This is a genomic window from Cellulomonas sp. Y8 (assembly GCF_008033115.1).
In the GTDB taxonomy this organism is placed as follows: Bacteria; Actinomycetota; Actinomycetes; order Actinomycetales; family Cellulomonadaceae; genus Cellulomonas.
This window is the reverse complement of sequence record NZ_CP041203.1, coordinates 3,000,100-3,013,479: the sequence shown is the minus strand read 5'-3', so window position 1 is coordinate 3,013,479 and position 13,380 is coordinate 3,000,100. Positions and strand designations below refer to the sequence as shown.

Here is a 13,380-nt window from a genome sequence, read left to right as displayed (position 1 = left end):
TTCCGCCCGGCGACCGGCTCCCCGTCCACCCAGGTCACGTCATCCGCGGGAGACAGCAGTGCCCACCTACGCCTACACCTGCACCGAGTGCGGCCACGCCTTCGACATCCACCAGTCGTTCAGCGACGCGGCGCTCACCGAGTGCCCCGCCTGCGGCGGGAAGCTGCGCAAGGTGTTCTCCTCCGTCGGCGTCGTGTTCAAGGGCTCGGGCTTCTACCGCAACGACTCGCGGTCGACCTCCAGCTCCACGACCTCCGCGAGCAGCAGCACCTCGACGTCGAGCACGTCGTCCTCGTCCTCGTCGACCACGAGCACGGCTGCTCCGGCGCCGGCCGCGTCGACGTCCTCGTCCACGAGCGCCGCGAAGCCCGCCGCGAGCTGACGCCCGGGGTGGGGCCGTTCGCGGCCCCGCCGCCGGACCCGCGCCCCGAGCGGGCGCCGAGTCCTCCACAGCCCAGCTGAGCGCGCGTCGTCCCCAGCCGGCCGACCGGCGGGTCCGGCGCCACCCCGTGGGCTGCCTAGCGTCGGTGTCGTGCCTCTCACCGACCCGCTCTCCGCGGCCGCCCGCCGCCGGCTCCGCCTGCTGACCTGGCGCGCCCGCCGGCCGGTGGCCGCGCTGTGCGCCGGGCTCGCCGCCCTGGTCGCGGTCGGGCTGCTGCGGCCCGCCGACCCGCCCTCCGCACGGGTGCCGGTCGCGGCGCGCGACCTGGCGGTCGGCACCGTGCTGGCGCCCGGGGACGTGCGGCTCGCGGAGGTGCCGGTCGCGCTGCTGCCGGCGGGGCTGGCCGAGGAGTGGTCGGTGCCCGGGTCGGAGGCCGACGAAGGCGCCGCCGCGGAGGGGCGCGCCGCGGACGACGGGGCCGACGCCACCGGCGCCGCGGGCGACAGAGCTGGCGCCGCCGGCACCGCGGTCGACCGATCCGACGCCGCCGGCACAGCGGTCGACGGGGCTGGCGCCGCCGGCGCCGCGGTCGACGGCGCGAACGACGCGGGTTCGACCCGGTCGTCGGCGGTGACGGCTCTGGCCGGGCGACGACTCGCGGTCGCGGTGCCGGCGGGCCTGCCGCTCGTGGCCGAGCTGCTCGTGGACGACGCCGCCACCGGGCCCGCCGGGACGGTCGTCGTGCCCGTGCGGTTCGCCGACGCCGGCGTGGCGGACGTGCTGGTGCCGGGCATGCGCGTCGACGTCGTCGCGGCCGCGCTGCACGACGGCGACGAGGCGACCCGGCTCGCCCGGGCGGCCGTGGTGCTCCCGCGACCGGGCGGGGACGACCCCGGTCCGGGCGCGGGCGGCGGGCTCCTCGGCGGCGGCACCACGTCGACGGAGAGCACGCCGGTGCTCCTGGCGGTCGACCCCGACGAGTCGGTCGCCCTGAGCGGCGCGGCCGCGTCCCGTGTGCTCAGCGCGGTCATCGTGGGATGATGCGGACATATCGCCGCAGCACACCGGGGGACCTCACCGCATGAGCGACGCACTGAACAAGGGCCTGCGCACCGCGACCGAGGGCGCGAGGGGCGCCGGCAAGGTGCTGCAGGGTTTCAAGGACTTCATCTCCCGCGGGAACGCGATCGAGCTGGCCGTCGGTGTCGTGATCGGTGCGGCGTTCGGCGGGGTCGTCACCGCGATCCAGAACGGCTTCATCTCGCCGCTGATCGCCATGATCTTCGGCGAGCCCGACATCAGCAGCATCTGGATGATCGGCCCGTACAACAACGCCCAGATCAGCATGGGCCTGATCCTCAACGCCCTGCTGCAGTTCCTCATCACCGCCGCCGCGATCTACTTCTTCATCGTGCTGCCGCTCAACAAGATGGCCGAGCGCCGTAAGCGCGGGATCGAGGCGGAGCCCGCCCGGCCGTCCGAGGACATCCTGCTGCTCCAGGAGATCCGCGACCTGCTGGCCGCCCAGTCGAGCCCGGCGCTCCGCCAGGACACCTCCGACGCGCCTGCCCCCGGGACCGCCGGCGCCACCGGCCCGGCGACCCCGGGCGTCACGGGCCGCTCGACCGGCACCGGCGACCCGGGCCACCCGCCCCTCGCCTGACCTCCTGCCCGCTCACGCGCCACCGGGCACTCGCCTGACCGCCCACCCGCTCATGCGCCGGCTCGCCGCGCCACCCGGCACTCCCCCGGAGGGCCGTTCGTCGCGCCCGCGCGGCGCCGGTCGTTCGCGCGGTGCTTGGCGCCGAAGTCGGTGCTTGGCGCCGAAGTCGGTGCTTCGGGTCGAGATCGGTGCCTAGAACCACCGATCTCGGCAGGAAGCACCGACCTCGGCGCAGCCCGCGCGGGTCACCAGTGCGGCGGGACGTCCCGGCGGAGGCGATCGTCGTTGGAGTCGCCGCGGTCGTCGCCCCAGCCCGTGTCGGAGTCGTCGGCGCTGCGGCTCGGGATGAGCGGGGAGTCGTCGACCGGACGGCGGGGTCGGTCCGTGGGCTCGGAGCCCGGCTCGGTCGGAGTGGTCACCCGCCCAGTGTCCCACCCCGAGCCTCCATGACACGGGCGAGGCAGCCAGACCCCGACCTCGCCTGCTCGACGGGTTCGGCGGATCTCGCCGGGTTCGGTGGACGTCGCCGGGTCCGGTGGATGTCGCCGGGTCCGGTGCGTGCAGCCAGCGAACCCGGCGCCGAGCACCGAGCTCGCCGACACCGCCCACGTGGGGCACTCGACCCCGCCTCGCCGCGGGCGCGCCGCCCTCCGAGGACCCCGCGGCACCGCCGCCGCCGAGATAGGACCTCCGCTCCGAGATAGGACCGTCGACGGTCCTATCTCGGCGAGACGGTCCTATCTCGGCGGAGCGGTTCCCGGCGCTCCGGTCTGGGGCGATCCCCGGCGGCCTCGTCCGCCCCCGGCGGCCTCGTCCGCGCGCCGTGACGGCTCGGTCCTCGGCGGCACGGTCCGCCCGCCGGGAGCGGCGCCCCACCCGCGGCCGACGCGACGCCGTCAGCGGGTCGCGCGGGTGACCGCCGCCGAGACGACCGAGTCGACCCGGGCACCGCGGCGGGTGATGCCGAGCTCGGCGCGCAGGGCCGCGGCGAGCTCGTCCTGGGTGCGCTCGGTGCCGTCGGACACGAGCCAGGCGACGAGGTCGTCGAGCTGGTCGTCGGAGTAGGCGCTGATCGGCAGGCCCGGCCGCACGTCGGGGCGCGGGCCGCCCGGGACGGCGAGCGTCGGCTGGACCGCGCGGACGGCGCCGGTCATCGGCGCGGCCGCCTCCATGACGCCCGGGATCTGCGCGGCGGTCGCCGGGGCGGCCGACGAGGCCGAGCGCTCCTGCGACGAGCCGGCACCAGGCGCACCCGGCGCACCGGCCCCCGGCGCCGCCGGCGGGGTCCACCGCGCCGGCGCCTCGGGCGTGCTCGCCGACCCCGAGGAGCCCTCGCCGGCGCCGTCCTCGTCGTCCGCCGTCGTGTCCGGCACCACCGTGATCGCGCCGGTCGCGTCGAGCACCCGGCGCTCGCCGGGCCGCGCGCCGCCGCCGGCGGGCAGGTCGGCGCCCGGCACGACCGCGAACCCGGTCAGCGTGGGCGCGGGGCCGGTGCCGTCGTCGTCGAGCAGCGGCGCGGGGACCAGCAGCCGGGCGCGCGCCCGGTCGGCCTCGGACTCGGCGATGCGCCGGTCGGCGACGGCGTGCAGGGCGCGGCGGATGCGGTCGACCTCGGCCTCGGGGTCGAGGAACGCGGCGGCCGACCAGACGCGCAGGACGCTCCAGCCGAGCCGCTCGAGCCGCTCGGCGACCTGGCGGTCGCGCACCCGGACGCTGGGCTCGTGCAGGTAGGCGTCGTCGTCGGTGAGGACGGCGACGAGCAGCTCGCCCGGCAGGTCGGGGTGGCCGACCGCAAGCGGCAGGTGCAGCCCGCCGGGCAGGCCGTGGTCCAGCTCGACGACCAGCCCGTGCCGCCACAGCCGCTCGGCGAGGTCGACGACGAGGCGGTCGGGCGCGTGCTCGGCGGCGGGGGCCTTGACCTCCTCCGCCACCGCCGGGGCCGCGGCCTCCTCGGCGGCGGGCGTGCTGTCGTCGTCGGACGCGTCGGTCCCCTCGGCCGCCGCCTCCGCCTCGGCCGCCGCCTCCGCCTCGGCCGGCGCCGCCGCGATCGCCAGGTCGGTCTCCCCCGCGGCCCGCCGCTCGGCGAACCGCAGCAGGTCCGCCAGCAGCCGCGGACCCGGGCCGCGCAGCCGCTCGGGGTCGACGTCGGCCACCGCGAAGCAGGACACGACGTCGAGCCGGTGCCGGGTGACGCCGAGCGCCGCGAGCAGCAGCGCGTCGCCGCCGGGCCCGCTGATGGGCCCGAACCGGTGCAGCACCCGCCCGTGCGGGGTCCGCCCGAAGCCGAGCGACAGGATGAGCGCGTCCCGGCGCAGTCCGGCGACGTTGGTCAGGTCGGTGACGACGAACGGCTCGGGCCGCGCGCCGTCGAGGCAGGCGGCGAGCGACGGCGAGTCCCGGACCTGGGCGAGCACGGCCTCGCGGATCTGCGCGGTGTGCACGGGCGACGCCGTGACGACGGCGAGCGACTCCTCGCCGTGGGTGAGCGCGTGCTCGATGACCAGCTCGACGACCCGGTCGACGTCGGCGCGGGTGCTCTGCACGGCGCCGGACCCGTCGGGCATCCCGGTGCCGTCGACCAGGTGGTGCCCGACGGCGGCCGCGCTGGTGGGCAGCGGCGTGGGCGACAGCACGTCGGCGTAGCCGTGCGCGGCGAGGAACGCCGTGAGGTACGGGTCGCGCCGGGACGCGTCCGCGCGGAGCGGCACGGTCGGCAGCACGTCGGCGAGCTCGCGGACGGCGGTGCCGGACGCGCACCGCCGGTCCCCGACGACCACGACCTGGCGGCCGCGGGCGATCGCGGGCAGCGCGACCTCGACGGGCAGGTGCGCGGCCGCGTCGAGGACCACGAGGTCGACGGTCCGGGTCGCGGGCAGCACCTGCGGCACCAGCATCGGCGCGGCGGCGAGCACGGGCCGCAGCCGGCGGGCGACGTCCGGGTACCGCTCGAACGTCTCGCGGAGCCCGGTCAGCCGCTCCTCGACGAGCTCGGCGAACAGCGCCTCGGTCTGCTCGGTGTGCGCGGCCATGGTGTTCCGCACGTGCGCGGCGGCGCGGGCGCGCACCGGTCCGGCGAGCGCGGCGGTGTGCGCGACGTCGAGCTGCCGGTACTCGGCGGCCAGCCGGCCGAGGGTGCGGCCGTCGTAGCCCGCGAGGGCGGGGTCGGCGGCGAGCAGCTGCTCGAAGACGGTGCTCCACCAGGCGAGCTCGAGCTCCGCGGGGACCAGCCCGGCCGGCACCCGGCGCGTGGCCAGGTCGTCGAGCAGGTCGTCCAGGCCGGCGGCGCGCAGCGACCGGAGCAGCCGGGTGCGCTCGGGCAGCCGGGCGAGGGTGTCCCGCGCCGCGACCAGCCGCCGCGCGCGGTCCAGGACCTCGCCGATCGGGCGGTCGAGCAGGTCGGCGCCCTCGGGGGTCCCGGCGAGCACGATGCCGAGCGCCTCGACGTCGGCGCGCACCTCGCGGTGCTCGGCCTCGATCTCCCCGAGGCCCTCGGGCAGCCGCGGGCCAGCCGCCGGCCGGGCAGTGCTCGGCCCAGATGGCACGCTGCCGCTGCACGTCGAGCAGGGCGGCGTGCAGGTCGGCGACCGGGCGGCCCCGGGCGCAGCAGGTCCTTGGCCTGCTTCTTGAGCCGGCGGCGCAGCCAGTAGCCCATGGGGGTGCCGTGCTCGGCCCGCCAGGCCTTCGACGCCGTGGCGGCGACCATGTCGGCCGGGCTCCGCTCGAACACGATCGGCTGGAACACGTCGAGCGCGCCGCGGACGCCCGCGAGCACCTCGAGCTGCTCGGCCCAGGCGGCGAGCGTGGTCGCGGGCGTGAACCCGGTGACCTCGGCGACCTCCGCGATCCGGCGCTCGACCCGGGCGAGCCCGGCCTCGGCGGCCAGGCGCTCGGCGCGGCGCAGGGCGTCCGCGGCCTCGGCGTCGCTGAGCAGGGCGGCGCCGTACCAGGGGGTGTCGACCGGGCGGAGCGTGAACGCCCCGGCCTCGGCGGCCTCGCGCAGCTCCGCTCCGACGGCGGCGCGGCGCTCGGCGTCCAGGGTGCGGGCGACCTCGGCGGCCAGCCGGACCGTGGTGCGGGGCGCGGGCCGCTCGGCGGTGAGTCGCGCCAGCGCCTGGAACGCGTCGTAGGCGGACGCGCCCCACGGCTCCCGGACCCGGTGCAGGCCGTCGACGTAGCCGCGCAGCCGCTCCCGGCGCTCGACCAGGGCCCGGCGGAGCTCGCCGGTCGCCACCGGGTCACCCGGGTCGACGTCGAGCGTCATCGCGCCCATGAGCCGGCGCGACGAGGCGGCGCGCCACGCGGCGTCGGGTGCGACGTCCAGCAGGACCTCACCCACCCCGAGCTGCTCCAGGCGCTCGCGCAGCGCGACGGCGGCGCGCCGGTGCCCGGGGACGTACAGGACGGTGCGGCCCTCGGCCGCGGCGTCGGCGACCAGCGCGGCCAGGGTGCCGGTGACGTCGCTGTCGGCAGGCGCGTCGACGAAGACGTGCGACCCGCCGGCGACCACGTCGAGGACGTGCTGCTGGGCGGGGTCCAGGTCGCCCACCCCGCGCTCCAGCGCCGGGTCGCGGTCGCCGCGGGACGGCTCGGGCACGGCGACGTCGAGCGCGGCGACGGCCTCGGGGACGCCCGCCAGCGCGGCGACCACCTCGTGCCGGTCCAGGGCGGACGCCAGCCGGTCCAGGTCGTCGACGAGCACCTGGCCCGGGTGCACGAACGTGCCGACGACGATCCGGTCGACGAGCTGGAAGTCGTCGAGGACCGCGGTGCCGAGCGAGGTCAGCCGGGTGATGGCGTCGCGCGGGTCGAAGCCCGACCCGGTGAACGCGCTCCGGGCGACGGCGCCGGGGTCGAGCAGCGCCCCGCGCGAGCGCAGCGCGCGGGCCAGGACCGGGTTGACCTCGAGGGACGGCTCGAGGGTCAGCTCGTAGTCGCTCTCGGCGGTGCCGCGGGCGCGGAGCGAGACCGGCCGGAGCAGCACGGGCGCGCGCACCTTGCGGGCGGTCGGGGCGGGGGCGTCGTCGTCCGCGGCGACGCCGTCCGGGCGTGCCGCCGTCGACTCCCGCGTCGCCGTGGCGATCGCCGCGACGTCGTCGGTCGCCACGTCGGGCGTCGAGTGCTCGGTCCACGAGGCGACGCCGATGGCCAGGTAGGTCGGCGCGATGCCGTACTGCTGCGCGTAGGTCCCGGCGCGGGCGGCGACGGCGCGGGCGCGGCGCCGGGCGGTGCCGCGCGCGGCGCCCTCGCGGACCAGGTTCGACAGCCGGGTCTCCCGCCCGGCGAACAGCTGGGCGATGCCGGAGGGGTGCGCGGCGGACAGGTCGAGGGCGGCGTCGCCGAGCAGCTCGACGTCGGCCAGCGTCGAGCCGCCGGCGGCCTCGACGAGCGCGGCGCGCCACGTGCCGGCGGCGCCCTCGACGAGCTCGGCGGCGGACGGCGGCTCGACGAGCACGGGTCCGGCCGGGGTCGCGGGGTCGGTGGGGTCGGGCATGGGCGTCTCGCCGTCGTGGGTGTCGGGCCGGGGCGCGGGGCCGTCGGTGCCGGTCCCGGCGGTCGGCCCGCCGGCGGGCGTCGCGGGGGTCGGCGGCGTCACCGGCGCTGCCTCGGCGGAGGCGGCCGGCTGCTGCCCGGGGACGGAGCGACGCGCAGGGACCTTCACCCGCAGCACGCTAACCGGGACTCCCCCGACCGCGGGCGTGACGCGCCGCCGAGGCGGGTGATGACGCGGAACTCGCCCACCGGGACCACCCCGGGGGCGGTCCTCGGGCGGCTCGGAGGAGCACGACCCGGAGGGGTGGCCGCGGGCCCGGAGCGGCGGCTCGACGGGCGACGACGGCGACGTGGTGAACGGTGCGCACCGCGCAGGGGGCAGGCGATGCGCACCGTCGAGATGAACTATGGCCCCCGATGGTGCAGCGGTCAACAATCTGGCGTCCGCGGGGGTGAACGCTCACACAGCGTGGTCACAGGCCGGGAGCATCGCCGCAGGTCGACCGTCGGCGCTCGTGACCGAGATCACGATGCGACGACGAGGGCCCCGGTGCCCGACGGGGGGCGGTGCCGAGCACCGGCGACCTCGACGTCGGAGGGCCTGTCAGCCGCTGCAGGCCCTCCGACGTCGTCCATTCAAGGCGCCCCGGACCGCCGCTCACCGCGGGGTGAGTGGTGCAGGCGGCTCCGTTGAGTGGCGGGAGGCGCCGGCCTGAGGGTCCGCGGGCCGTCGGTGAGCGTCACGCTCCGCCCCACGTAGGTGCCGCGAGGTCGGGCGCCTACGCTGCCGTCGACACCCGAGGGGAGGACCGCCGGTGCCCGAGGACTTCGCGGTCACGGTCGGCGCGGGCACGCTGGCGCCCGCGGACGGCGACGCGCTCGCCCTCCCCCACCGGTGGACGGACGGCGGCGTCCGCGCCACGGTCGCCTTCACCGGCGCGCACCTGCTGCACCTCGCGGTCGCCGGCTGCGTGCTCAACGACCTGTTCCGCGAGGCGCACGCCCGGGGCCTGCCGCTCGCCGGCGCCGCCGTGACGGCGCGCGGCGGGTTCGCGCCCGAGACCTGGGCGTCCACGGGCATCACCTACGAGGTGCGGCTCGACACCACGGCCCCCGACGACGCCGTGGCGCAGCTGCTCGCCGTCGTCGACGAGGTCGCCGAGATCCCCCGGGCCCTGCGTCAGGGCGTGCCCGTCAGCCGCCCCACTGCACCAGCTCGCCCCGGCTGACCAGCCCGAGCTTCCGCAGGGCGCGGCTCATGTGGTTCTCGACCGTCCGGACGCTCAGGTAGAGCTGGTCGGCGATCTGCCGGTTGCTCAGGCCCTCGCGCGCGAGGACCGCGACCTCCTGCTCCCGGACCGACAGCGGCTCGGCGCGCACGCCGGCCAGCAGCCGGGGCACGGGCGCCCGCGCGGGCCGCGGGGTGCCCTCCTGGACCCCGAGCACCTGCTCGGCGGCGCGGGCGAGCGCCGGGGCGGTCGCCGCGCTCGTCCGCGACACGGCCGCCGCGACCGACTCCCGGTCGCCCTCGACGAGCCCGACCACCACCTGGGCGTACGGCTCCAGCAGCGGGACCCGGGTCCGGGCCGCGAGGTCGCGGACGGCGTTCCCCCGGTGGGCGTCGAGGTCGCCCGTGCCGAGCGTCCAGCACAGCAGCGCGGGCTGCAGCAGCCCCTCCGCCGCGTAAGCCCGGGCCGCCCGCCGGACGATGCGCGCGCCGGCCGGCGCCTCCCCCGACGCCGCCGCGAGCGCCGCCCGGGCGAGCGGCCGCATCGAGCGCAGCAGCGGCCGGTACGCCTGCGGCGAGCGGTCCAGCTCGCGCACGAGCACCTGGGCGAGCGTGAGGTTGCCGGCGTGCGCCTGGATGACCGCGCCGACCGTCAGGCCCCGCCGGTAGAACGTGGTGCCGACCGGGCCCGGCGCGCCGAGGCGGAGCGCCGTGCTCACCGCGCGCCAGGCGGCCGCGGTCTGGGACGACATGTACAGCACCTCGGCGAGCATGCTGGCGTGCACCCGGATGGCCAGGGCGTCCACCTCGTCGTAGGCGGCGTCCAGCATCCGGCGCTGCCACTGCTCGGCCTCGTCGATCCGGCCGGTCTGGAGGAGCCCCTGCCCGCGCAGGGCCGCGAGGTAGTGCCGCGGCTCGGGGGCCGCGCAGGACAGGTCCGTGCGCTCGACCACCTCGAGCGCGGCCTCGGGCCAGCCGGCCTCGAGCAGCGCGGCGGCGCGCAGCACCGACGGCCAGCCGCGGACGAACGGCACCCGCGTCTCCGGCTCGACCTCGGCCGCCACCTCCTCGGGGCTGCGTCCTCCCGCCAGCTCGCGCAGCAGGCGCGGCTTGAGCCGGCCGAGCTCGGCGACCGGGGCGAGGTCCGGGTCGACGGGGTCCGGCCACGCGTCGTCCGGCCCCGTGACGGGCCAGCCGTCGTCGGCGGGCTCGGCGTCGGGCACGACCTCGCCGTCCGCCGCGTCCTCCGCCGCGTCGCCCTCGGCCCCGTCGTCCTCCCCCGGCCCGTCGCCCGCCGGCTGCCCGCCCGCGAGGTCCACGGGCAGCGGCGCCTCCGGTGCCGTGGTCGCCGCGGTCGCCGCGGTCGCCGCCCAGGCGGCCCACCGCGAGCGGTAGAACGCGAACGCCGCGCGCGCCCCCGCGTCGTCGTGCTCGCCCGGCTCCACCCGCGCGAACACCTCCTCGAGCTGCTCGGCGGCCGGCCGGAGCATCAGCGCCGCGAGGTAGGCGTTCGCGGTGGCCAGCGTCGGGTGCGCCAGCCACTCCGTCCGGCGCGCGCCCTCGTCCGCGGTGGCGCGCTCGTGCACGAGGCCGGCGACCTGCGCGACCCACGCGGGCGCGCCGCCCTCGCCGGACGGCGCGGCCAGCAGCACGGTCGTCAGGTCGTCGACCGGCGAGGCGGCCGCGGCGAGCCCGCCGCCCTCGGCCGCGACCCGCTCCGCCAGCCGGCGCCGGCGGTACGGCGACACCCGCTCCCGCAGGGCCCGGGCGAGCAGCGGCGGCGACACCGCCAGCACCTCGCCGGCGCCCGCGAGCTCGTGGCCGACGACGCGGCCGTGGTCCGACAGCTCCGCGAGCGCGGACGGGTCGACCAGCCGGCCCGCGACGTCGGCGGGCAGCGGGCCGGCGCTCGCGAGCGTCTCCAGGGCCCCGACGCAGGCCGGGCCGAGCCCCGACAGGAACACGTAGGCGACGGCCTCCACGGGCACGTCGCCCAGCGTCCCGTCCTCGACCCACAGCCCGTCCTGCCGGCGCAGCGCGCCCGCCGCGCGGGCCGCGTCCGCGAGCGCCACGACCGCGCGGGGGTTGCCCCCGGTCCCGGCCATCACCGAGGCGGTCAGCCCGGCGTCGGCGGGCGCGCCGAGCACGGACTCGAGCAGGGTCGCCACGGCCCGGAACCCGAACGGCTGGACCCGCACCTCCGCGGGCGCGCGGCCCAGCAGCAGGTCGCGCAGGCCGCCGCCCGGGGCGCGGAGCGGGTCGGAGGTGCTGGCGGCGACGAGCAGCGACCCCGTGCGGCCGAGGACCCGCCGGGCCACGCCGAGGCTGGCGTCGTCCATCCGGTCCGCGTCGTCGACCAGGAGCACGCTGCGGCGCGCGCGCAGCTCGTCGGTCAGCCAGTCGGTCAGCGCCGACTCGTCCGGCACGCGCACCGAGGAGGACGCGTGGTCGAGCAGCGCCGACAGCGGCCGGGAGCCGCCCGCGCGCAGCAGGATGCCCGTCACGCCCCGCCGCGAGGCGTCGGCGAGCAGGCCCTCCAGCACCGTCGTCTTGCCCGCGCCGCGGTCCCCGCGCACGAGGACGTCGCGGCCGAGCGGCAGCCACCGCTGCGCCGCCGCCACCGTCAGCCCGAATCCCTCTGCCTCCACCGTCAGCCCTCCGTGTGCGTCAGCCCCCGGGTAGGGACTGTTCCGCCTGGGGCACCACTCAACGGCGGCGCCGGGAGCACCTACGCAGTGCGCGGCCGCCCGGTGGGCCCCCGGCGTGCCGCACGGACGCAGCGGTCCCTGCGGGCACCTACCCAGTCGGCGCGAGGGACACCGACCACCCCGGCGTCGCCGGCCGCCGCGCAGCCCGCGCAGCCCGCGCCCGCCGGTGCCAGGCTGGAGGGCGCCGCGCGAGGGCCGGCCGGGCCCCCGCCGCCTGAGGACCGGAGACCGCGATGTCGTACACCATCGGCTACTTCGTCGGCAGCCTGTCGAGCACCTCGATCAACCGCACCCTGGCGAACGCCCTGGTCGCGCTCGCCCCCGAGCAGCTGGAGTTCCGGGAGATCCCCATCGGCGGGCTCCCGCTCTACAGCCCCGACCACGACGCGGACTACCCGCCCGAGGCCCGGGAGCTCAAGCGGGCGATCACCGAGTCGGACGGCATCCTGTTCGTCTCCCCGGAGTACAACCGCTCCATCCCCGGCGCGCTGAAGAACGCGATCGACTGGGGCTCGCGGCCGTGGGGCACCAACGCGTTCGCCCGCAAGCCCACCGGCATCGCCGGCGCCTCGATCGGCAAGATCGGCACCGCGGTGATGCAGTCGTCCATGCGCAGCGTGCTCAGCTTCCTCGACGCGCCGCAGCTCAACGCCCCCGAGGTCTACGTGCAGGTGGAGGCCGGCACGTTCGCCGACGACGGGACGCTGCTCGACGACACCCTCGCGCAGTTCCTGCGGCACTACATGGCGGAGTACTGCGCGTTCGTGCAGCGGGTGCTCGCGGCGAACGCGCCCGGGCACATCGGCGACCCGGACGCGATGCCGGTCGCCTGACGGCGGCGGCGAGCGCGGCGACCGCGGTCGCGCCGGGTCAGGCGCGCGGCCGCAGCCGGAGCTCCGGCATCGGCGGCGCCGGCAGCGGCGCCGCCGGGTGCCCCTGCACGCGCCCGAACCCGGGTGCCGGCGCGGCCGGGTCGGCGATCTCCGCCTGCCACCGGGCCCGCGCCGCGACGACCTCGTCGTGGTCCCGTCCGATGAAGTTCCACCACATGACGATCTGCTCGCCCAGCGGCAGCCCGCCGATGAGCAGGACCCGCGCCTCGGTGTCGCCGGTCGACGTCAGGGTGAGCGTCGTCGCGCCCGGCTCCCGGTACAGCAGGTGGTGCGCGGGGGCCGCGACGCCGTCGACCGCGAGCGCCCCGGCGTCGACCAGGACCGCGTGCTCGAACGCCGGGTCCACGTCGAACGTGTGCGCGGCGCCGGGCCTCAGCCGCACCTCCGCCCCGACCAGCGGGCTGAACGTGCGCACCGGCGACGTCGAGCCGGCGAGCGTGCCGAGGAAGACGCGCGCCTCCCCGCCGTCGAGGGTGACCACCGGCGGGACGTGGTGCTCGAACGCGGGCGGCGCGCCCCGGTCGGCCTCCGGCAGCACGGTCCAGAGCTGGACGCCGTGCAGCACCGTCGTCGCGTCGGTCGAGTCCTCGGAGTGGCTGATGCCCCGGCCGGCGGTCATGAGGTTCATCTCGCCCGGGCGGACGAGGCAGTGCGTGCCGAGGCTGTCGCGGTGCTCGATCTCCCCCGAGAACAGCCAGGACACCGTCTGCAGGCCGGTGTGCGGGTGCGGCGGGACGCGCATCCCGCCGGTCGCGGCGACGTCGTCGGGGCCGTAGTGGTCGAGGAAGCACCAGGCGCCGACGAACGACCGGGCGCGCTGCGGCAGCGTGCGCCGGACGGACATCGCGCGGATGCCGCCGAGGGGGACGTCGCGGGGCTCGAGCAGCTCGAACCCGGCGGGGAGCCCCGCCGCGGGCGCGCCGCCCGGGGTGCACACGCGCTCGGTGGCGACGGCCTCGAGGTTGGTCATGTCGCTCCCGTGATCGCGCTGTCGTGCCGGCGCGCCCAGGGTACGT

The 13,380-nt window shown here is 78.1% G+C and carries 10 protein-coding genes and 1 pseudogene; 5 read left to right on the top strand and 6 right to left on the bottom strand.

The features are described 5' to 3' along the window. Positions 1 to 58: 58 nt before the first annotated feature. Positions 59 to 151 (top strand): annotated as a pseudogene (locus FKM96_RS22275) (FmdB family zinc ribbon protein); the annotation flags it as partial. A gap of 62 nt (positions 152 to 213) precedes the next feature. On the opposite strand, the gene FKM96_RS22270 reads toward FKM96_RS22275, so the two are convergent. Continuing rightward, on the bottom strand, positions 214 to 354 hold the full coding sequence (locus tag FKM96_RS22270; RefSeq protein WP_371300544.1) for a hypothetical protein: 141 nt from the start codon (positions 352 to 354) through the stop codon (positions 214 to 216). 178 nt (positions 355 to 532) lie between these two features. Here FKM96_RS22270 and FKM96_RS21100 point away from each other — a divergent pair, with 178 nt between their 5' ends. Then, positions 533 to 1,423, top strand: coding sequence for an SAF domain-containing protein (locus FKM96_RS21100; RefSeq protein WP_210417275.1), 891 nt, complete (start codon positions 533 to 535; stop codon positions 1,421 to 1,423). Positions 1,424 to 1,463: 40 nt separating this feature from the next. Next, positions 1,464 to 2,045, top strand: a complete 582-nt coding sequence (mscL, locus tag FKM96_RS13620; RefSeq protein ID WP_147795697.1) for a large conductance mechanosensitive channel protein MscL — start codon at positions 1,464 to 1,466, stop codon at positions 2,043 to 2,045. A 245-nt stretch (positions 2,046 to 2,290) separates the two neighbouring features. Here the strand turns inward: mscL and FKM96_RS20760 are convergent, their stop codons facing one another. From FKM96_RS20760 to FKM96_RS22260, 3 genes are all read right to left on the bottom strand, one after another. Then, the gene (locus FKM96_RS20760; RefSeq protein WP_168216988.1) at positions 2,291 to 2,464 is read right to left on the bottom strand and encodes a hypothetical protein; all 174 of its coding nucleotides are present in this window, start codon (positions 2,462 to 2,464) and stop codon (positions 2,291 to 2,293) included. 477 nt (positions 2,465 to 2,941) lie between these two features. Next, positions 2,942 to 4,609 carry a hypothetical protein gene (locus FKM96_RS22265; RefSeq protein WP_371300533.1) on the bottom strand — a complete coding sequence of 556 codons (1,668 nt, stop codon included), beginning with the start codon at positions 4,607 to 4,609 and terminating at the stop codon, positions 2,942 to 2,944. Between the two features lie 404 nt (positions 4,610 to 5,013). Further along, positions 5,014 to 7,704, bottom strand: a complete 2,691-nt coding sequence (locus FKM96_RS22260) for a hypothetical protein (RefSeq protein ID WP_147795696.1) — start codon at positions 7,702 to 7,704, stop codon at positions 5,014 to 5,016. Positions 7,705 to 8,350: 646 nt separating this feature from the next. On the opposite strand from FKM96_RS22260, the gene FKM96_RS13600 reads away from it, so the two are divergent. Then, positions 8,351 to 8,764, top strand: coding sequence for an OsmC family protein (locus tag FKM96_RS13600; RefSeq protein WP_147795695.1), 414 nt, complete (start codon positions 8,351 to 8,353; stop codon positions 8,762 to 8,764). Here FKM96_RS13600 and FKM96_RS13595 read toward each other — a convergent pair. Beyond that, entirely contained in the window at positions 8,730 to 11,411 is a 2,682-nt protein-coding gene (locus tag FKM96_RS13595; RefSeq protein WP_147795694.1) for a LuxR C-terminal-related transcriptional regulator, read from the bottom strand. The genes FKM96_RS13600 and FKM96_RS13595 overlap by 35 nt on opposite strands. 293 nt (positions 11,412 to 11,704) lie before the next feature. Here FKM96_RS13595 and FKM96_RS13590 point away from each other — a divergent pair, with 293 nt between their 5' ends. Then, positions 11,705 to 12,304 carry an NADPH-dependent FMN reductase gene (locus FKM96_RS13590; protein WP_147795693.1) on the top strand — a complete coding sequence of 200 codons (600 nt, stop codon included), beginning with the start codon at positions 11,705 to 11,707 and terminating at the stop codon, positions 12,302 to 12,304. A gap of 37 nt (positions 12,305 to 12,341) precedes the next feature. On the opposite strand, the gene FKM96_RS13585 is transcribed toward FKM96_RS13590, so the two are convergent. Continuing rightward, on the bottom strand, positions 12,342 to 13,334 hold the full coding sequence (locus tag FKM96_RS13585) for a pirin family protein (RefSeq protein WP_147795692.1): 993 nt from the start codon (positions 13,332 to 13,334) through the stop codon (positions 12,342 to 12,344). Between the last annotated feature and the right edge of the window lie 46 nt (positions 13,335 to 13,380).

Coding starts and splice junctions, on each gene's coding strand:
- mscL (WP_147795697.1), top strand. CDS start 1,464: ATGAGCGACGCACTGAACAAGGGCCTGCGCACCGCGACCGAGGGCGCG.
- FKM96_RS22265 (WP_371300533.1), bottom strand. CDS start 4,609: ATGCCCGACGGGTCCGGCGCCGTGCAGAGCACCCGCGCCGACGTCGAC.
- FKM96_RS13590 (WP_147795693.1), top strand. CDS start 11,705: ATGTCGTACACCATCGGCTACTTCGTCGGCAGCCTGTCGAGCACCTCG.
- FKM96_RS13585 (WP_147795692.1), bottom strand. CDS start 13,334: ATGACCAACCTCGAGGCCGTCGCCACCGAGCGCGTGTGCACCCCGGGC.